Here is a 17,375-nt window from a genome sequence, read left to right on the forward strand (position 1 = left end):
CGAGTACGGAACCCGTCCGACCGCTGGGTTCAGCAGACGGGTTTGGGGTTCGCTCCCATCTCCTCGAGCGTGTCGACGTATTCGTCGTAGGCGGCCTGGATCGCGCCCGTCGCTGCCTTCTCGGCGCGATCCCAGTCCTCGTCGCTCTCGCAGACCGTTTCGAGGAGTTCTTTCGCCCGTTCGAGTTGGTCCTCCAGGTCGTCACCGAACCCACGGAACAGGCTCGCGGTCTGGGGATCAGCGTCGCCGACGAAGTAGCCGACGACCTGGTCTTTCGAGCGCTTGCTCGCGAGGTTGCGGCCGACGAACGCACCGACGCGTTCGATGGTCTCCTCTCGGTCGCGGAGGTATTCGTGTAGGGTGGGGACGTCGGTCGGCTCGTATTCGTCGTCGCTGAGTTTCTCGTCGACAGTCTCGTAGTGGTCTTGCTCTTCTTCGGCGGTGGTCTTGAAGGCCGCACGCACCTCGTCTGTGGCCTCGTCGTCGGCCCACTCGAGGAACGTCTGCCAGGCGGCGTACTCGGCGTCGGCGGTGGCCTCGAGGACGGGTTCAGTGTCGATGTCGCCACCGGTGTCGGCGTAGAGTGACTTCGATGAGCCGAGTCGTGAGAGCGCGGTCTGGTTTTCCTCGCTGACAGTCTCGACGAACGTATCCGGATCGGTCATGGAGGGTGTTTCGTGTGCGCTCGAGTTATGTCTATCGAGCCGTCGCCCTCGGAACCCGACCGTCGGCATCGGCGTACCCCGCCGTCTCCGCGGCGGTTGGTGATAGGCATCAATTACTGTTCGAAATCTGAACTCCAACGGCGTCATAACAATTACCGAACCCGGAAAGTCATCGAACGGAATGAAACGACGAGCGTATCTCGTGACGGCCGCTGCAGCGACGCTTGGCGGCTGTTCCGCCCTGACCGATTCGGAAACGAGCGAACCGTCAGACGACGGTGGCGATCCATCTGACTCCCCGGATGAGACAGTCGACGAAGAACCCGGTTCGTTCGACCGGTTCGACGACCTTTCCATGTGGACGGTGATGGAAGGGACGCTGGAACTCGACTCGGAGCGGGCGTACGTCGGCGACCAGTCCGGCCGTATGTCGGCCTCTCTGAACGAAAAACGAGTCATGATCAAGCGATGGTTCGATCAGCCGCGTGATCTCTCGAACGAATTCCCCGCGCTGGCGCTTGCAACCGACCAGTCGACCGATCCGTTCGTCCAGCTTTCGGACACCGACGGGAACCGGCTGATCATGCAAGCGAAAGTCAAGCCCGGTCTCCCGCTTACACACCACGACCTCGGCGTGGTCGGCACCGACGGAGATCCGGATCTGAGTTCGATCGCACACGTGAAAATCTCATCGTGGGCGGGTGACAGCGAGGCGAGGGTCTGGTGTGACGACCTCCATTTCGTTTCGCGGCCGGACACCGGGAAAGTCCTCATCCAGTTCGACGACGGTACCAGGTCAGCGTATACCCGGGCCCGCTCGACCCTCGCGAGTTACGGATTCCCCGCGACTGCGTTCGTCTCGACCGACGACGTCGGCGGTTCGGGGTATCTCAGCAGCGACCACCTCGAGACCCTTCAGAACGACGGCTGGACGATCGCCAGCCGGGGCAAAACCGGACGCGGCCTCGTCGGTCTGAGCGAGTCGGCACTGCAGGACGAAATCCAGGGCGCCATCGACTGGCTCGAGAACAACGGGTTCGAAGACGGCGCCGGCTACTTCGCCTACCCCCTCAATCGATACGACGTGTCCGCGATGAACGTCGTCGACGAGCACCACGATATCGGTTTCATCGCCGGTCACGCCGGTCACGCGGACCTGTTGAACCCCGCGCTCGCGCCGCGGGCGGTCAGTCCGACGGCCGACCAGGCCCGATCGCTGCTCGATCGGACGGCGCGGTACCGGACGATCGCCACGCTGAGCTACGGCGACCTCTCCGGCGAGACGGGGTCGGCGTTCGAAGAGACGATGTCGTATCTCAGCGACCTCGAGTCGGCCGGGGACCTCGAGGTCGTCGGGCCTGACGACGTCGCGTCGAATCACATCTACGACGCGTAGTCGAATGGAAAATGGCGACTTCGCCCGACGGAGTTCGACGATTTTTCGGCAGCGTGACTATCGACGATGCCTACTATCTCCCTCGGCCTCTAGCGGTAGGCAACGAGAAAAGCCTGTAATTACGGCGTTGATTGCGTTCTATCCCGAACGGCGGGGCGGGTCTGATGTCGCGGACCCTCGTTCATACCGTCCCGCCTTCGGTACGTGCCGTGCGCACAAAACGAGCCGTCTCTGAGGCCGACGTCGCGTCAGTTGCCCTTTTCGACCGGCGCGTTGATCAAGTTGCCCCACTCGGTCCAGGACCCGTCGTAGTTGACGGTATCGTCGTAGCCGAGCAGCTCGTGCAGCGCGAACCACGCGACGGACGAGCGCTCGCCGATGCGGCAGTAGGCGACGGTCGTCTCGTTGCCGTCGATGCCTTCGTCGGCGTAGAGTTCCTCGAGTTCATCGCGGTCCTTGAAGGTGCCGTCGTCGTTCGTTACGGCGGCCCACGAGATGTTGCTCGCGCCGGGGATGTGACCGCCGCGCTGGGCGGTTTCCTGGAGTCCTGGCGGGGCGAGCACTTCGCCGGAGAACTCCTCGGGCGAGCGAACGTCGACGAGCGGAACGCCGCGTTCGATTGCGTTCTCGACGTCTTGGCGGTAGGCACGGATGCTCTCGCGCGGGCCAGCGGCGTCGTACTCGGTTTCGGAGAAGTCGGGTTCCTCGTCGGTGGTCGGATAGTCGTTTTCGAGCCAGTACTCGCGGCCGCCGTCGAGAAGGTAGACCTCGTCGTGACCGTAGTACTTGAACTGCCAGTAGGTGTAGGCGGCGAACCAGTTGGAGTTGTCGCCGTAGAGGACGACCGTGGAATCCTCACTGATGCCGTGACTGCCGAGTAGATCCTCGAAATCGTCTTTCGAGAGGATATCGCGGGTAGTCTGATCCTGCAGCTGGGTTTCCCAGTTGAACCCGATCGCACCGGGCGCGTGTTCCTCCTCGTAGGCTTCCGTGTCGACGTCGACTTCGACCAGTCGCAGGTCGGAGTCGTCGTCCTGAAAGTCCTCGAGTCGATTTTCGACCCAGTCGGCCGTGACGAGTACGTCGTTGGCGTAGTCGGTTGCCATAGCCAGGCGTTCGATGGCGACACACAAAGGGACTACTTAACCGGTCAATTCGGTCACCTATCGACCCTTCCGGTTATATTTGCCTATTCTGTCAGCGCGTATCGACGAAACGCTCGTTATAGCTGCCAATTTCGATGGTTTCGAGTCCCGCGTTTCATTTTTCGGATGAAACACATCGTATTCCGCAGCTGAAATAAGCAAAAATTGCCACTGTCCCGGTACTCGAAACTGACGTCGAAACCGGTGCGTTCTCGAGTCTGCGCGAGTATACGGAGACTAATGGACGAAACAGTCGTCGTTTCCCCCGACTGGCTCGCATCGCGACTGGACGAACCCGCCGTCCGCATCGTCGACGTACGGGACGCCTGGGAATACGACGGCATCGGGCACGTCCCCGGTGCAGTGAACGTCCCGTTCGACAGCTATCGCGACGAGAGCGACGTCGACCGCGGGACCCTTCCCGGTGCCGATGCCTTCGCGGACTTGCTCGGCGATGCCGGTATCGAACCCGACGACACGATCGTCGCGTACGACGACACTCACGGCGTCTTCGCCGCCCGGTTCGTGCTCACGGCCATCGAATACGGCCACGACGACGTCCGTCTACTCGACGGCGACTACAGTGCCTGGAACCGGGAGTACGAGACCACGAGCGACGAGCCCGACATCGAACGGACGACCTACGAGCCCGATCCGCTTTCGCCCGACGAGACCCCGCTCGTGGGCTACGAAGCCGTCGAAGACGCACTCGAGCGAGACGCCGTGTTCGTCGACACGCGCGAGAAAGACGAGTTCGAAGAGGCTCGCCTGCCTGGCGCCCTCCGATTCGACTGGCGAGAGGTCGTCGACGAGGAGACGCGGCGCCTGAAACCGCCGGCCGAACTCGAGGACTTGCTCGAAGACTACGGGATCACCCCGGACCGCGAGATCGTCCTCTACTGTAACACCGCGCGGCGGATCAGCCACACCTACGTCGTCCTCACGGCGCTCGGTTACGAGAACGTCCGGTTCTACGAGGGGAGTCTCACCGAGTGGCTCGCCCACGATGGCGAGGTCGAAACCGGGCCCGTGGACACGTAACTGCTGATCCCCCACTTTCTCGATCGCTGTGGGTGGGTGCGACCAATACGAGGCGTGTGGCCGGCCTCGAACGAATACTGTGCGGTGGGAACTAACTCTCCCAAACCGGTACCAACGATCGGCACACAGCAAGGGCCATGAACGAGCCAGTCGGCCGGCGTCGATTTCTCTTCGCAACTGCCGGCGCGGGGACGATCGCCGGCTGTACGTCGTCGGACCTCGCTGAATCGCCGTCGAACGAGACGCCGGAGACGTCGGACGCATCCGTTTCGACGGAGATCGGGCGGGTGTCGGCGGCGCTTCAGTACGTGCGCCCTACACGCTCCGAACGGCGGCCCGAGGTCCTCGCGACCGATGGCGGCCAGTACGTCATCGTCACGGTCGGCGAACGGACGATCGACGCGAGCGACGTCGTCCTTCGACTGGACGACACGGAGTACACCGATACGTTCACCGCGAACCGAGACGGACGGCTGCACGTCGGATTCGAAGTCCCCCAAGACGTGGCGGCGGAGAACGGCACCGCACTGGTCGGCGAGGCAAGGCACCCGATCTACCGGGACGTCCTCGATCGACTGGCGGACCCGCCCCGATTTACCAACGTCTCGTTCGACGCTCGAGCGGAGATCCGACCCGGTGCGATCATGGGACTCGACGTTCGGATCTGGAACAGGGGTGGACCAGGCCCGTTCACGGCCGTCTTCGACGTTCCGGACGCGCAGCCGTCGGTGTTCTCGGAGCAGGTCGACAGCGGTACGTTCGCGGGCTACACGACACACGTGACGATCGACGACGACGCGGAATCGGGTGGCCGAACGGCGGTTTTCGACACCGGATTCGAGCGGTACACAGTTCCGTACACGATCGTTTCGCCGGCCGGGAACTGACGTCGAGAGCCGGCGCGGTGTCGTGGGCGTACGACTATCGCGTTACGATTCATCCGCCGCGATGGCTGGCAGCGTAAACTGAAACGTCGCTCCCTCGGCTGAGTCGGAGTCGAGCCAGATCTCGCCGCCGTGGCGCTCGACGATACGCCGACAGAGCGTGAGGCCGATCCCCGTTCCGGCGTGTTCCTCGCGGGTATGGAGTCGCTGAAACACCTCGAAGACGCGTTCCTCGTCGTCGGGAGCGATCCCGATCCCGTCGTCGCTGACCGAGACGAGCCAGTCGCTGCCCTCCCGTCGAGCCTCGACGCTGACTCGCGGGGGCTCGTCGCCGCTGTATTCGATCGCGTTGGACAGCAAGTTCTGGAATAGTTGTCGTAACTGGTCGACATCGCCCTCGACGCGGGGTAACGACTCGCTCGAGAGGCACGCATCGGTCTCCTCGAGTCTGAGTTCCAGATCGCTCCGCACGTCGGCGAGTACGGCGTCCAGATCGACGGGTTCGAGCGGATTGCCCCGCGTTTCGACTCGCGAGTACGCGAGGAGGCCGTCGATCATCGCTTGCATCCGATCGGCTCCGTCGACGGCGAATTCGACGAATTCGCGGCCATCGGTATCGAGTTCGCCGCTGTACCGGTCTTCGAGTAGCGTGAGGTAACTCGAGACCATCCGCAGGGGCTCTTTGAGGTCGTGAGAGGCGGCGTTGGCGAACTGCTCCAATCGTTCGTTCGACGCTTCGAGTTCCCGTTCGGACTGTTGGCGCTCGAGTTCGGAACTCACCCAGTTGCCGAGCAGTTCGACGAACGTGACCTCCCAGTCGGTGAATTCCTCGACGCGTGCATCCATGTCGTAGAAACAGAAGGTTCCGTACACCTCGCCGCCGACCGAGACCGGCGTCCCGAGATAACAGGAGATTCCCCAGTCGGCGTTTCCGGCGCGGTCGGCAAATTCCGGTGCGTCCCTTTCGACGTCCTCGAGGACTAGCGTCTGTTCGGTGTTGACGACGTGTTCGCAGTTCGTCGCTGAAAGCGGCGTGGTGTCGCCCGCCTCGAGGTCGGCGTCGGCCGGGGCGTCGACGGCCTCGAAAATGTACTCTCCAGCGTCTTCGTGGACGCGCGAGAGCGTCGCGTAGTCCGTGTCGATCGTTCGCCGGACGACGCCCAGAAGCGAGTCGATCCGTTCGCTAAACGGTCGGTTGGGATCGGCGATCACTTCATAGGCGTCCTGTAGCGCCCGTTCACGATCTCGGAGATGCTCCGTTCGTCGAGCGCGATCGCTGTCGATGCGGACGGTCACCGTGAGTCCCGTCTCGGAGGGATACGCACGTCCCTCGAGGTGTCCGCCGAGCGACTCGGCGAACGTCTCGAACGCGACCGATTCCTGTGTCTCCATCGCCAACTCGTACTCGTCTCGTCTCCTCGATCCGATCGCATCTGGAATCTCATCCCAGACGACCGTCCCACGCAACTCCGACTCGGGTCGGTCGAGCAATCGCTCGGCCTGCTCGTTGCAAAAGGCGACCTGCCACTCCTCGTCGAGTGCGAAGACGGCATCGGTGATGCGTCCGTAGGCCGCCGCCGGATCGTCACCGTCGCGCGGATCGGGAGAGTACCTTCGCTCGGTCATTTGGTCTGATACGGGTTCTGCGACGGAAAAGCTATCCGTCGGCAGTTACCTGCCGGCCACCTATCGGGTCGTTACGTCTCGCCAGTCCGGAGCCGTCGAATATTTCGCGTCGGCGAGTTCGTCGAACGCGGAATAGAGCACCTCGTTCAGCGCCGGATGGACGTGGACCGGCTCGGCGACGTCGTCGACGGCCCCCTCGGCGCTGTCCATCGCGACGACGACCTCGTGGAGCAGCGTCGACGCCTGCGGGCCGACGATGTGACAGCCCAGAATCTCGCCGTCCGGGGAGGCGATCGCCTTTACGAATCCGTCGTCAGCGCCGAATACGAGCCCCAGCGGTGCGGCTTCGTAGGGTGTTTTCACCGCCTCGTACTCGCGGCCATCGTCCTCGAGTTCGCCTTCGGTCTGCCCGACGCTTGCGACCTGGGGGGAGGTGAATATCGCGTGTGGCATCGCCTCGTAGTCGACCGTCTCGCCGGCGTCGTCCAGAACGTTCGCCGCGACGAGTTTCGTCTCGTAATCGGCCGCATGCTTGTACGGTTGCACGCCGAGTACGTCGCCGAGCGCCCAGATCCCGTCTGCGGTCGTTTCGAGGGTTTCGTCGGTCTCGACGTACCCCTTCTCGTCGACTTCGACGCCCGTCGTCTCGAGGTCGAGAGCGTCGGTGCTGGGCCGTCGCCCGGTGGCGAGCAGCAACTCGTCAGCGGTCAGTTCGATCGAATCGCCCGCGCTGCCATCGTCATCTGCGACCGTCGCTGTCACTGTTACGCGATCGTCCGCCTCGTCGACCGATGCGGCTTCGTATCCAGTGTGGACGGTGCAGTACGTCTCGAGTGACTCGGTTACGACCGCGCTCACGTCGTCGTCTTCTCGGGGGACGAGCCGATCGCTGCGGCCGACGATCGAGACGTCGGCCCCGAGCGCGCCGAAAAAGTAGCCGAGCTCGGTACCGATGTAGCCTCCGCCGACGATCACGAGTTCGTCGGGCCGTTCGTCGAGGTAGAGCGCGTCGTCGCTCGTGAGAAACGCGACGTCTTCGATGCCGTCGATCGGCGGGACCAGCGGCTGGCTCCCGACGGCAATGACGACGCTTTCACCGCGAATTCGTTCGCCGTCTGCCCCGGCCTCGGTCGAGTCGATTTCGAGGGCGCGCTCGTCGACGAACGCGCCCTCTCCCCGGTAGAGGACGACGTTGTCGTTGTCTCGGAGGCTCGAGGCCTGTCGATCGGCCTTCTCGTAGACCGTGTCGTGGATCGACGACGTGATCCCCGCGTAGTCGATCGCTTGTGTCTCCGCGTCGATGCCGAACTCGTCGGCACGTCGCAGTTCGTCCACGATATCTGCCCGATGAATAAGCGCTTTTGACGGCACACACCCCCTCGTCACACAGGCTCCGCCGAGCGGCCCGCGCTCGATTACGGCCGCCTCGAGGCCCTGCCGAGCGGCTGCCGTGGCGACCTGACTTCCCGATCCCCCGCCGATAACGACGATGTCGTATTCGTCCATGCCGGCTTCGACCACGGACGACGGCCTAAAATTGGAGCCTGCTATCCGAACTGCGCGTTTCCTCCGTCGATCGAACTCGCTGCCGCAGCTTCAACGCAGCTACCGCCCGTCCATAGCCCGTCTACAGCCAGTCGTCGCCTGGGTCGTCGTCCGTCGCTTCCCTGTACGACTCGACCGCCGCCGCCAGGTTCGCGAGCGCCTCCTCGGGCGTCTGCCCCTGGCTCGAGACGCCGGTTACCTCGTCGTCGGCGATGTGAAGTCCGTGGTCGTTTTCACGCATGGTTACGTCCGCATCCTCGAGGGCCTCGTACTCCGAAGGATCGACGTCCGCATCGGAACTCATATCCACTGATTGTCGCGGTCGAGTGAAATACCCACCGACGCCGCACCCCAAATCCGACCTGTCGGTCGTAGAAAAAGCCTTTAACGCCATCGCCCCGTAGACGAAGCAAATGGTACTCGACGATCTCGGGAGTTCTCTGCGGGGCACCCTCGATACACTCCGCGGAAAGTCGCGACTCAGCGAGGAAGACGTCGAGGAGATCGTCAAGGAGATCCAGCGGTCCTTGCTCTCCGCCGATGTCGACGTCTCGCTCGTAATGGAGCTTTCGGACAATATCAAAGAGCGCGCACTCGAGGAAGAGCCCCCCGCCGGAACCCCCGCGCGGGACTTCGTCCTCCGTATCGTCTACGAGGAACTGGTCGATCTCATCGGCGAGTCGACCGATCTCCCGCTCGAAGAACAGACCATCCTGCTGGCGGGCCTGCAGGGGTCGGGGAAGACGACTTCCGCCGCGAAGATGGCCTGGTGGTTCTCGACGAAGGGGCTTCGACCGGCAGTTATCCAGACCGACACCTTCCGGCCCGGCGCGTACGACCAGGCCGAAGAGATGGCCGAGCGAGCCGAAGTCGATTTCTATGGGAATCCGGACAACGACGATCCTGTCGAGATCGCCCGGAACGGACTCGAGGAAACCAGCGATGCCGACGTTCACATCGTGGACACGGCGGGACGCCACGCTCTCGAAGACGATCTGATCGACGAGATCGAGCAGATCGAAGACGTCGTCGATCCGGATACGTCGCTGCTCGTCCTCGACGCCGCGATCGGCCAGGGGGCGAAAGATCAGGCCCAGCAATTCGACGAATCCATCGGGATCGACGGCGTCGTCATCACGAAACTCGACGGGACGGCGAAAGGTGGCGGCGCACTGACCGCGGTCGACCAGACCGACTCGTCGATCGCCTTCCTCGGGACCGGAGAAGAAGTTCAGGACGTGGAACGCTTCGAGCCAGACGGATTCATCTCGCGGCTGCTCGGGATGGGCGATCTCGGCCAGCTCGCCGAGCGCGTCGAACGCGCCATGCAGCAGACCGGGGAGGAAGAAGAGGAGTGGGACCCCGAGGACATGTTACAGGGGCAGTTCACCCTGAACGACATGCAAAAACAGATGGAGGCGATGAACAACATGGGGCCGCTCGATCAGGTGATGGACATGATCCCGGGCTTTGGCGGCGGGATCAAAGACCAATTGCCGGACGACGCGATGGACGTCACTCAGGAACGGATGCGTACGTTTAGCGTGATCATGGACTCGATGACCGACGCCGAAAAGGAGTATCCCAAGGCTATCGGCGCGAGCCAGATCGAGCGCATCGCCCGCGGTTCGGGGACGAGCGAGGAAGAGGTCCGAGAACTCCTCCAGCAGTACAAGATGATGGAACGTACCATCAAGCAGTTCCAGGGAATGGGCTCCGAACAGGAGATGCAACGCATGATGAAGCAGATGCAACAGGGTGGCGGGGGCGGCGGTATGGGCGGTATGGGTCCGTTCGGATAGGGCCGGATGATCAGTATTCCGTTGTCCCGATTGCCACTCGAACGACCTCGTTTTTCAATTTCGGTGACACTCTCTGTGCCACTACGTTAATGCACCTCTAGACGTACCTTCGGGTAGTAATGAACCGTCGACAGTATCTCACTCGCACGTGTGCGGCCACTGGTCTTCTCGCTTCGGTCGCCGGCTGTCTCGGCGACCTCAACGGGGCATCCGACACGAACGACGACAATACCGACGTCGCTAGTCGGGCAGGCGAACGCGCGATCGCTCGCGCCGCCGGCAAACTCAACAAAGCCGCGCAGTCGCTTTCCGAACTCGGGAACCTTGAGGACCCTGAGAACGTCGAATTCGACCCTTCGGAGCCACGTAACAAGATCTCGGCGGCGCGCGATCACCTCGAGACCGCCGAAGCCGAACTGGGGGAGGACCGGCAAGCTGACGTCGAGATGCTCCGGTCGTATGCGGACGCGCTCGAGGGGCTGATCGAGGTAACGGTGACCGTCACCGACGATACGATCTCCGACGACATCGACACCGTCACGACGGCGATCGAAGAGGAAGGCGATATCGAGACGGCGAGCGAAACCGTCCACGGCCGGTACGGGGAAATCTCCGCCGCCCACAAGCGCTTCGAGGCGGCGGACGAAACCATCCAGAACATCGACGCCGACCGACTCACGGAACTGGCCGGCATCGAACTTACCGATCTCGAGGATGGAGCGGACGCCCTCGGCTCGGCCGTTGGCTCGCTCGAGACGCTGGCGGCTGCATACGACTCGACGCTGGATACGGACGCCGGATACGGTGCACTCGAGCAGGGCCGGACGGACTTCGAGAACGAAGCGTACGAGACCGCAAAGAGCGAGTTCGAGACTGCAGAGTCGACGTTCGCGAACGCGCGCCAGAACCTCGAGAACGGGATGGGGAACGCCCCCGACGGGCTCGTCCAGTACTTCGAGACGGCGGAGTGCCAGAACCGCCACCTCGCAACGGCAGCGGGGGAGTTCGCCGCGGCTGCGGGGGCCGCGACGGACGGCGATCCGTTCGCCGCCAGAAATCGGAAAGAGGACGGCGAGGCCGCCCTCGACGACGTCAGAAACTGTACGAGTTAACTATCCCCGGTCATCGTCGCGTCGCCCTCGCGGGCCGCCATCGGCGGAAGGTCATCGACGAGGACGACCGCATCCCCCTCGAGAACCGCGGCTTCGTCGCTGTCCACGACGGTCGTCTTGATCCGGTACTTCGACCGGCCGAGATCTTCTACGACTTCGCAGATGGCGGTGACTCGCCCGCCGATCGGGAGCGGCGCGCGGAAGCTACTTTCCTGTGAGAGGTAAATCGTCAGTCCCGGCAGTCGGGCGAGGGCCGCACTGATGAGGCCGTTTGCGAGGACGCCGTGGACGATTTGCTCGCCGAACCGGGTTTCGGCGGCGTAGTCCGCGTCGAGGTGGAGCCGGTTGGTATCACCGGTCACCTCCGCGAACGCTTCGACGTCGTCCTCGGAGATGGTCTTCGTGAACCGAGCGGTGTCGCCCACCGAGACGGTCGACTGAGCCTCGCCGCGATACTCGAATTCCCAGTCGTCGCGCTCGTACATCGTGTCCGTTCGCACCTGTCTCCGCGTCGGGTGGGTTTCGAGTCGTCCCGTTTCGCGGGCCAGATGCGGGACGTAGTAGGACAGTTCCGTCGTCGTGAGGATCCCCACGAGCGTCCTGTCATCCTCGTCGACGACTGGCAGGTGCTCGACGTCCGCCATCCGCAACAGTTCGACGGCATCGACGATGGAGGCGGTCGGTGCAACCGTCGTCAGCGGCTTCGACATGACCGCCGCTAGCTCGAGGTGACCGAGGTCTTCCCGTTCGCAAAGACACGTCGCAAAGTCGCCTTCGGTAACGATACCGACGGGTGTCTCGTCTCGAACGACGAGCACCGAACTCACGTGTTCGTCGCGCAAGAGCGTCGCCGCCTCGGTTGCGGTTGCATCGGGTGGAGCTGTGACCACGTCTTCGATCATGATCTCCGCGACGGATATCGTGTCGTGCATTTGACGGTCCTACGTTGCCAGGCCCTATCAGTCGTGGGTGGGCTGGTGCGACCGATCGTTTATCTCTACTCGAGGACGCGTCGCGTGTCTGAACGGCTTCTCGCGATAGACTCCGGCGGAATTGACGAGGAGGGGCAGGCCTCGGATGAGGCAGTTCTTCCGTCACCGCTAGCGGTTTTCTGGCCGAACTATGATTGTAATGCATGATTGGAATTAAATTTATTACTGTAGCTTGTGAGGGCCCGCGGAAACTGGCGGCCTTCTGGGCCGCGGCGCTAGACGGAGACCTGCGAGAACTCCCACCGACAATCGACCCGGTGATCGTCGAGCGTTCCGGAGACGGGCCGGCTCTCCTCTTCAAGGAGCTACCGAAAGGGACGACACGCGACTTACCGATCCACCTCGACCTGTCGACGTCGGATCGCGAGGCGACCGTCGAACGGCTCTGCGATCTCGGTGCCGCCGTCCGCGAGACGAAGACCGAGACGGTCGACACGCAGACAGCGACGTGGACGGTCATGGAAGACCCGGAAGGCAACAGGTTCTGCGTGAGCGAATACCAGTAGGACAGATGCGGCCACGCGAGCACGGCACATCACCGACGACCGCGGTCCACTTCGAATCACCGTCAACTGATCCGCGACGACTGATTCGACCGTCGACGACTGAAAACGGGAATCGAGACGGACGCGCCGCCGCGATGTCCCAATGAAACCGGACTGAATCAGGTGTCAACCGGCCGGCCGTCCTCGGTCGGCGGCGCGATGTGATCGACGTATTCCTCGAGACTTGGGTCTTCAACGCGCACGCGAACGCTAATTTCTCCGAGTTCGTCCGGTTCACCGACCGAGAAATTCACCCGGTCCTCGAAGGCTGCCTGCTTCTTCAGAGCGAAGGTGACGGTGTCGCCCTCGCGGTTCGAGAAGAACTCGCCGCGGGCAGTATCGAGGATCTCCTGTCGATGAAGCAGGTCCGAGAAGTGATCGAGCGCGTGGGCCTCACCTCGCACCTCGCCGAACCCCTCCTCGAGGTCGGCGGTCGGAAAGATATTCGCCACGGCATCGACAACGCGACTCGTGACTTCGGTGTCGTAGATCGGTGCCGTTATCTCGACGTCGACGCGGTAGATGTCGCTCATGATTCCAGTTCCGGGTCGGTGCGCTTTTCACCGTCGATTCCCGTTCGAATGACCGACCGAATCCGGTCGTGAAACGCCTCGAGCGAGTCGGCGTTCTCGACGACCACGTCGGCTCGCTCCATCGCGTCGTCCATTCCGAAGCTTCGTTCGCGATCGTCGCGTGCGGCCAGGCCTTCGCCGCCGTCTGCCTCGTCCGCGTCCCGCCCCCGCTCGTCGATCCGGTCTGCCCGGACCTCGTAGGGGGCCTCGATACTGACGAGCGTAAACGCGTCGCCGAACTCCGCTTCGAAGACGTCGACCTCGACGCCCGATCGTATGCCATCGACCAGTACCGTCTCGTGATTCTCGAGGCGATCCTCGATCATCGGCAGTGACCGTTCGGCGATCGCCGTCGGGCCGTTTTCTTCGCGCAGTGCCTGCGCGACCGTCCCGTGATCTTTCGTGGGGTCCAGTCCGCGGTCGGCCGTCTCCTGGCGGACGACGTCGCCCATCGTCACCACTGGGATCCCGTCTTCGCGTGCGACGGTGGCGGCTTCGCCCTTGCCGCTTCCGGGAAGTCCCACCGTTCCGATGACATGCATCGGACTCACGTACCGGCGAGACGTGTATAAGCGCTGTGTTCCCGCCCTCCGACCGAGCCGACACGATCCACGGGTTGGATTGTAGCCGTTTCATCGCCTCATTCCCGTCAGTTTGTCTGACGCCGTTGTTTCGCTGCAACGATTTTAGGGCCGATATGTGCCGCGTTTCATCAGCCACGGGTGCGTGATTCGCGACGAAACTGTTCCGATCGAACCCAATCGAGACGATACAGATGTTACAGATGTGGTTTCGGATCCGCTCGATCCAGTACGCCTTAGTCGGTCGCTATCGGATTTCAATTTCTCACCGAACGGCCGCACTCTACGATATCGGCTGACTCAATCGTTCGAATTCGAGTCGATTAATTCAAATTCCAACTAATTTGCGAAACGAAGTCTCGCTGTTATATTGCTGTCCGTCCCGCAAACAGGTGCCGCACTATGACAGAAAAGCGCATCAATCGGCGTCGATTCACGGCCGGACTCGGCGTCGGACTGGTCGCAGCAGTCGCAGGTTGTATGGACAGCAGCGAATCCAGCAACGAGTCGAGCGACGATTCCGGCGACTCGAGCGATGGAGCCGACGGGACCGACGGCTCGGATTCCGACGAGCCCGAAGATACCGAGTCCGACGACGGACTCGGCAACGAATCCGAAGACGATGGGCTCGGCAACGAGTCCAACGAGACGGACGGCAACTCGAGCAACGAATCCGACACCGGGATGTCCGAAAACGAGTCCAGCGAGGATTCAGAGGTAGAGTACTGACGTCGGTGACGATGCACACGTCGTCGTAGGACCGGTTTTCTTTTTGCGTATACCGAGACAGCATCGGTTCCAATCACGTCTTCGGCCACGCCCCCCTCCTCGCAGATCGGCCTCGATTGCGACCTGAAATCCCAACTGCTTATACCGTTCCGCCGAGGATTCGGACTCGAGGGCACGTAGCTCAGTCCGGAAAGAGCGTCGGACTTCTAATCCGACGGTCGTGGGTTCAAATCCCATCGTGCCCGCTCCAGAACCGTCGGTTTAGGATATCTACTAAAAGGTGAGATAGAGGCCCGATACGGTTCGAATTCGAGGTATTTCCGATGCGGTATTCGTGGTGAGTGTCCGAACTTCGTTCAGCAGTTGAACACCCCTCTTCGCCCGCCTTCGTTTTTCGTTGTCGGGCAGGCCGTGAGGTGGTCGGCGTGACGGTCGCGCCCTGGCCGTCGGTCGTCAACTCGATCTGCCGGCTCTGTGGCGCTTACGTCACTGACCGATTCCGTCGTGTCTTCGGTGACGACGACGATGGAACTAACCGGTGTGATGACTGTGATCCTACGCACGACTGAGCCGCGGCTCCGCTGCTGCCGTTGACGTGGCGATCCCGAGCCGGAAACGCCGCCCGGTCGCCACGGGGGTGGGGCCAATGCGTAACGGGTTCGTTCCGCCGAATCGGCTCTATAATGTCGAGAGTCGGACGCCGGTCGCTCATCCGGCCCATCAAGCGACCGACGAGGGCGTTCGGCGGGTGGTCGAAGGGCGAGAGTTCCGGATCGACGGCGGGCGATCACTGAGCGCTACTGCTCACACCAGTGTCCGAAAATCACCGTTCCCGCAGGTGCAGTTGTCTCTGACCCCAATTGGGCGGATTTCTCCGTCTTCATCCACTTCTGAAGCGAAGATCGACCGACAGTTCACACACCTCGCAGCGGTTCTCTTCCGCACACTGTGGGTCGTCATCGTAACTGTCCACGGGGCCCGCATCGTCATCACTGTCTCTCCAAATCCTGTTGGACCCGAAAGAAGACTATTCCCGATCGAACGGTCACCTGATTCGGACATCGGCCACGAGGAGGGTGATTCTCGGTGAGCCGCTTCGACGAATTTGACGAGTGTGAGCGTTGCGGCGACCGCGTCGACGCGCTCCGACGGCTGTGTCCGGACTGTACCCGCGCGGTTCGCGACGCACGGGAAGGGCCGCTATGAGCGTCGAGGCCGCCAGCCAGAGCGACGGCGGCAGTTTCTTTGTGCCGTCGTAGACGTACTGACGCTTTCGGTCTGGAGCGGCGGATATCGTTTTTCGTGATGCTGATGTCGGAATCGACCCGCTTTCCGGGCGTTCCGTGGAACGGGTATGCTGCGCCGGCGTCGTCGCCGGCGATGTGGCTGCCGGGGATACCGATCAGTACGTCTATCGTTCCGTTGTCGGTCGCGTTGCCGCGGGCGACGGTCCAGCCGTCGCGGGCCTCCGGCACCAACATGGATAACCGCAGTCACGACCAGGATGGTTGTGAATGGCGGGTTAGACCGCGACCTTCCTGTTCTTCGTCTGCGGTGGTGGGACGCCGAGGGGAAGCTATCGTACTCCTGGTTCTCGTAGACCAGCGGGTGGAAACGAGCGACCACTCCGACCGGATTGTGACCACACGAGAGCGGAGCGATCATTTTCGAAGCAGCTGGTCCACATCTCGCCTGAGTCGCTCCCCGTATCGAAGACGGATTTCCCGGGCTTCGTCTAGACTGACGTGATCGTGTCCGTCTATTTCTCGTGTGAGTGGTTCGTATTCCTGAACGGAGAATCCCATCCGCTCGAGGTAGGCAGCTAGCTGTTCCGACTCCAGGCCGTCGTGTATAGCTTCCTGAACATAGTCGAGTACAGTATCGAACTCGGGAAGCGTTATTCCGTCATCTGTCACTTCTCCAGTGTCGCCCTCTATACGAACTTCTGCGTGGTAGAGCTGTTTCATCACGCTATCTACCTCCTTGGTTAGCTGGAGGATCTGACTTGGGAGTGATGTGTCAGGTGCTCGCCACTCGACAGTTGGCATCTCGTCACGTAACCGAACCGGTGTCCAAACGATATCTTGTGGCGAGAAACTCGCATCGATATCGACTTCGTTGACTCCCTCGTTCATGGACGCTTCTTTGAACGAGTCGAAGAGCCGATCAAGTTGTCTCTCCCACTGCCCGACGGTATTGACGTAATCCCAGAGTTGACCGTGCAGTGGAAAGTATTCGTAACATTTCTGCCTATAAATATACGCTCGTGCGCTGTTCGCAGTTCGCTCACCACGGAAGTATGGCGATGAATTGAGCAGTGCCAGTGCCGGGTCGAGGCTGGTAAGAACGTTAAGTTGGTCTGTGACGTTTCGCTTCTCGAAATGTAGATGGGTCCCGGCACAATACTTCGCATAGGCAAAGTTGTCGCCGAGAACGCGTTTTTGTATCCGACTTCGCTTGCTGGGTCGCACCTCGATCGGCCCACTATTGAGCGGAGTCCCGAGCGGGACGAGCGTCTTGTCGAGTTCATCAGCCTTGGAGAGCAGTTCATCTAGTAGCTCTACGAACGTCGATCTGAGGGCCGCATACGACTCACACGGAGGGGTTTTTAGTTCGAGGAGGGGATACACGAACTCTTCTTCCACGAACTCCGAGTAATTTGTGAGTTCTCCCGGTTTCGTGAGGGCGCCGTCCTGATCGACGACCCAGTACTCTACTTCGATACTCTTTTGCATTAATT

At 62.0% G+C, this 17,375-nt stretch carries 17 protein-coding genes, 1 tRNA gene and 1 pseudogene; 10 read left to right on the forward strand and 9 right to left on the reverse strand.

The annotated features are described in order from the left end of the window. Positions 1-29 precede the first annotated feature (29 nt). Positions 30-665 (reverse strand): rubrerythrin family protein, encoded by a 636-nt coding sequence (locus HYG82_RS35630; RefSeq protein WP_179262115.1) that lies wholly within the window; start codon positions 663-665, stop codon positions 30-32. A 181-nt stretch (positions 666-846) separates the two neighbouring features. On the opposite strand from HYG82_RS35630, the gene HYG82_RS35635 reads away from it, so the two are divergent. Beyond that, the gene (locus tag HYG82_RS35635; protein ID WP_179262117.1) at positions 847-2,061 is read left to right on the forward strand and encodes a polysaccharide deacetylase family protein; all 1,215 of its coding nucleotides are present in this window, start codon (positions 847-849) and stop codon (positions 2,059-2,061) included. Positions 2,062-2,309: 248 nt separating this feature from the next. Here the strand turns inward: HYG82_RS35635 and HYG82_RS35640 are convergent, their stop codons facing one another. Then, complete coding sequence (locus tag HYG82_RS35640) at positions 2,310-3,167, reverse strand: sulfurtransferase (RefSeq protein WP_179262119.1); 858 nt, start codon at positions 3,165-3,167, stop codon at positions 2,310-2,312. Positions 3,168-3,446: 279 nt separating this feature from the next. On the opposite strand from HYG82_RS35640, the gene HYG82_RS35645 reads away from it, so the two are divergent. Both HYG82_RS35645 and HYG82_RS35650 read left to right on the forward strand, forming a co-directional pair. After that, a complete protein-coding gene (locus HYG82_RS35645; RefSeq protein WP_179262121.1) occupies positions 3,447-4,247 on the forward strand; it encodes a sulfurtransferase in 801 nt (266 codons plus the stop codon). Between the two features lie 137 nt (positions 4,248-4,384). Beyond that, positions 4,385-5,134, forward strand: a complete 750-nt coding sequence (locus tag HYG82_RS35650) for a hypothetical protein (protein ID WP_179262123.1) — start codon at positions 4,385-4,387, stop codon at positions 5,132-5,134. Positions 5,135-5,176: 42 nt separating this feature from the next. Here the strand turns inward: HYG82_RS35650 and HYG82_RS35655 are convergent, their stop codons facing one another. The 3 genes from HYG82_RS35655 to HYG82_RS35665 form a co-directional block, all read right to left on the reverse strand. Continuing rightward, complete coding sequence (locus tag HYG82_RS35655) at positions 5,177-6,757, reverse strand: sensor histidine kinase (protein WP_179262125.1); 1,581 nt, start codon at positions 6,755-6,757, stop codon at positions 5,177-5,179. Positions 6,758-6,817: 60 nt separating this feature from the next. After that, positions 6,818-8,263: a dihydrolipoyl dehydrogenase gene (locus HYG82_RS35660; protein WP_179262127.1), complete on the reverse strand. Its 1,446-nt coding sequence runs from the start codon at positions 8,261-8,263 to the stop codon at positions 6,818-6,820. 121 nt (positions 8,264-8,384) lie between these two features. After that, complete coding sequence (locus HYG82_RS35665; protein WP_179262129.1) at positions 8,385-8,606, reverse strand: type II toxin-antitoxin system HicB family antitoxin; 222 nt, start codon at positions 8,604-8,606, stop codon at positions 8,385-8,387. 109 nt (positions 8,607-8,715) lie between these two features. On the opposite strand from HYG82_RS35665, the gene HYG82_RS35670 reads away from it, so the two are divergent. Together HYG82_RS35670 and HYG82_RS35675 are read left to right on the forward strand one after the other, a co-directional pair. Further along, the gene (locus HYG82_RS35670) at positions 8,716-10,104 is read left to right on the forward strand and encodes a signal recognition particle protein Srp54 (RefSeq protein WP_179262131.1); all 1,389 of its coding nucleotides are present in this window, start codon (positions 8,716-8,718) and stop codon (positions 10,102-10,104) included. Positions 10,105-10,223: 119 nt separating this feature from the next. After that, positions 10,224-11,216, forward strand: a complete 993-nt coding sequence (locus HYG82_RS35675; protein ID WP_179262133.1) for a hypothetical protein — start codon at positions 10,224-10,226, stop codon at positions 11,214-11,216. Here HYG82_RS35675 and HYG82_RS35680 read toward each other — a convergent pair. Continuing rightward, positions 11,213-12,148, reverse strand: a complete 936-nt coding sequence (locus HYG82_RS35680) for a CBS domain-containing protein (RefSeq protein WP_179262135.1) — start codon at positions 12,146-12,148, stop codon at positions 11,213-11,215. The two genes, HYG82_RS35675 and HYG82_RS35680, sit on opposite strands and share 4 nt — an antisense overlap. A gap of 203 nt (positions 12,149-12,351) precedes the next feature. On the opposite strand from HYG82_RS35680, the gene HYG82_RS35685 reads away from it, so the two are divergent. Next, the gene (locus tag HYG82_RS35685; RefSeq protein WP_179262137.1) at positions 12,352-12,714 is read left to right on the forward strand and encodes a VOC family protein; all 363 of its coding nucleotides are present in this window, start codon (positions 12,352-12,354) and stop codon (positions 12,712-12,714) included. Positions 12,715-12,872: 158 nt separating this feature from the next. Here the strand turns inward: HYG82_RS35685 and HYG82_RS35690 are convergent, their stop codons facing one another. Together HYG82_RS35690 and HYG82_RS35695 are read right to left on the reverse strand one after the other, a co-directional pair. Further along, positions 12,873-13,286 (reverse strand): RNA-binding domain-containing protein, encoded by a 414-nt coding sequence (locus HYG82_RS35690; RefSeq protein ID WP_179262139.1) that lies wholly within the window; start codon positions 13,284-13,286, stop codon positions 12,873-12,875. After that, positions 13,283-13,867, reverse strand: a complete 585-nt coding sequence (locus HYG82_RS35695; RefSeq protein WP_179262141.1) for an AAA family ATPase — start codon at positions 13,865-13,867, stop codon at positions 13,283-13,285. Before HYG82_RS35695 ends, HYG82_RS35690 begins: the two co-directional genes overlap by 4 nt. Before the next feature lie 441 nt (positions 13,868-14,308). Between HYG82_RS35695 and HYG82_RS35700 the strand changes: the two genes are divergently transcribed. The 4 genes and pseudogenes from HYG82_RS35700 (at position 14,309) to HYG82_RS35715 (ending at position 15,725) form a co-directional block, all read left to right on the forward strand. Continuing rightward, positions 14,309-14,635, forward strand: a complete 327-nt coding sequence (locus HYG82_RS35700) for a hypothetical protein (protein ID WP_179262143.1) — start codon at positions 14,309-14,311, stop codon at positions 14,633-14,635. Positions 14,636-14,805: 170 nt separating this feature from the next. Beyond that, positions 14,806-14,880: transfer RNA gene (locus HYG82_RS35705), tRNA-Arg, on the forward strand. A gap of 216 nt (positions 14,881-15,096) precedes the next feature. Then, a pseudogene (locus HYG82_RS35710) lies at positions 15,097-15,289 on the forward strand (DUF7563 family protein). Then, entirely contained in the window at positions 15,282-15,725 is a 444-nt protein-coding gene (locus HYG82_RS35715; RefSeq protein ID WP_235217716.1) for a hypothetical protein, read from the forward strand. The pseudogene HYG82_RS35710 and the gene HYG82_RS35715 overlap by 8 nt, the downstream one beginning before the upstream one ends. A gap of 571 nt (positions 15,726-16,296) precedes the next feature. On the opposite strand, the gene HYG82_RS35720 is transcribed toward HYG82_RS35715, so the two are convergent. Beyond that, on the reverse strand, positions 16,297-17,370 hold the full coding sequence (locus HYG82_RS35720; RefSeq protein WP_179264558.1) for a glutamate-cysteine ligase family protein: 1,074 nt from the start codon (positions 17,368-17,370) through the stop codon (positions 16,297-16,299). Positions 17,371-17,375: the final 5 nt, after the last annotated feature.

Origin of the sequence: Natrinema halophilum (assembly GCF_013402815.2) — an archaeon.
Lineage (GTDB): Archaea > Halobacteriota > Halobacteria > Halobacteriales > Natrialbaceae > Natrinema > Natrinema halophilum.

Excerpts from the sequence above, each read along its gene's own strand:
- HYG82_RS35630 (WP_179262115.1), bottom strand. The coding sequence starts at position 665 with ATGACCGATCCGGATACGTTCGTCGAGACTGTCAGCGAGGAAAACCAG.
- HYG82_RS35635 (WP_179262117.1), top strand. The coding sequence starts at position 847 with ATGAAACGACGAGCGTATCTCGTGACGGCCGCTGCAGCGACGCTTGGC.
- HYG82_RS35640 (WP_179262119.1), bottom strand. The coding sequence starts at position 3,167 with ATGGCAACCGACTACGCCAACGACGTACTCGTCACGGCCGACTGGGTC.
- HYG82_RS35645 (WP_179262121.1), top strand. The coding sequence starts at position 3,447 with ATGGACGAAACAGTCGTCGTTTCCCCCGACTGGCTCGCATCGCGACTG.
- HYG82_RS35650 (WP_179262123.1), top strand. The coding sequence starts at position 4,385 with ATGAACGAGCCAGTCGGCCGGCGTCGATTTCTCTTCGCAACTGCCGGC.
- HYG82_RS35655 (WP_179262125.1), bottom strand. The coding sequence starts at position 6,757 with ATGACCGAGCGAAGGTACTCTCCCGATCCGCGCGACGGTGACGATCCG.
- HYG82_RS35660 (WP_179262127.1), bottom strand. The coding sequence starts at position 8,263 with ATGGACGAATACGACATCGTCGTTATCGGCGGGGGATCGGGAAGTCAG.
- HYG82_RS35665 (WP_179262129.1), bottom strand. The coding sequence starts at position 8,606 with ATGAGTTCCGATGCGGACGTCGATCCTTCGGAGTACGAGGCCCTCGAG.
- HYG82_RS35670 (WP_179262131.1), top strand. The coding sequence starts at position 8,716 with ATGGTACTCGACGATCTCGGGAGTTCTCTGCGGGGCACCCTCGATACA.
- HYG82_RS35675 (WP_179262133.1), top strand. The coding sequence starts at position 10,224 with ATGAACCGTCGACAGTATCTCACTCGCACGTGTGCGGCCACTGGTCTT.
- HYG82_RS35680 (WP_179262135.1), bottom strand. The coding sequence starts at position 12,148 with ATGCACGACACGATATCCGTCGCGGAGATCATGATCGAAGACGTGGTC.
- HYG82_RS35685 (WP_179262137.1), top strand. The coding sequence starts at position 12,352 with ATGATTGGAATTAAATTTATTACTGTAGCTTGTGAGGGCCCGCGGAAA.
- HYG82_RS35690 (WP_179262139.1), bottom strand. The coding sequence starts at position 13,286 with ATGAGCGACATCTACCGCGTCGACGTCGAGATAACGGCACCGATCTAC.
- HYG82_RS35695 (WP_179262141.1), bottom strand. The coding sequence starts at position 13,867 with ATGCATGTCATCGGAACGGTGGGACTTCCCGGAAGCGGCAAGGGCGAA.
- HYG82_RS35700 (WP_179262143.1), top strand. The coding sequence starts at position 14,309 with ATGACAGAAAAGCGCATCAATCGGCGTCGATTCACGGCCGGACTCGGC.
- HYG82_RS35715 (WP_235217716.1), top strand. The coding sequence starts at position 15,282 with ATGCGTAACGGGTTCGTTCCGCCGAATCGGCTCTATAATGTCGAGAGT.
- HYG82_RS35720 (WP_179264558.1), bottom strand. The coding sequence starts at position 17,370 with ATGCAAAAGAGTATCGAAGTAGAGTACTGGGTCGTCGATCAGGACGGC.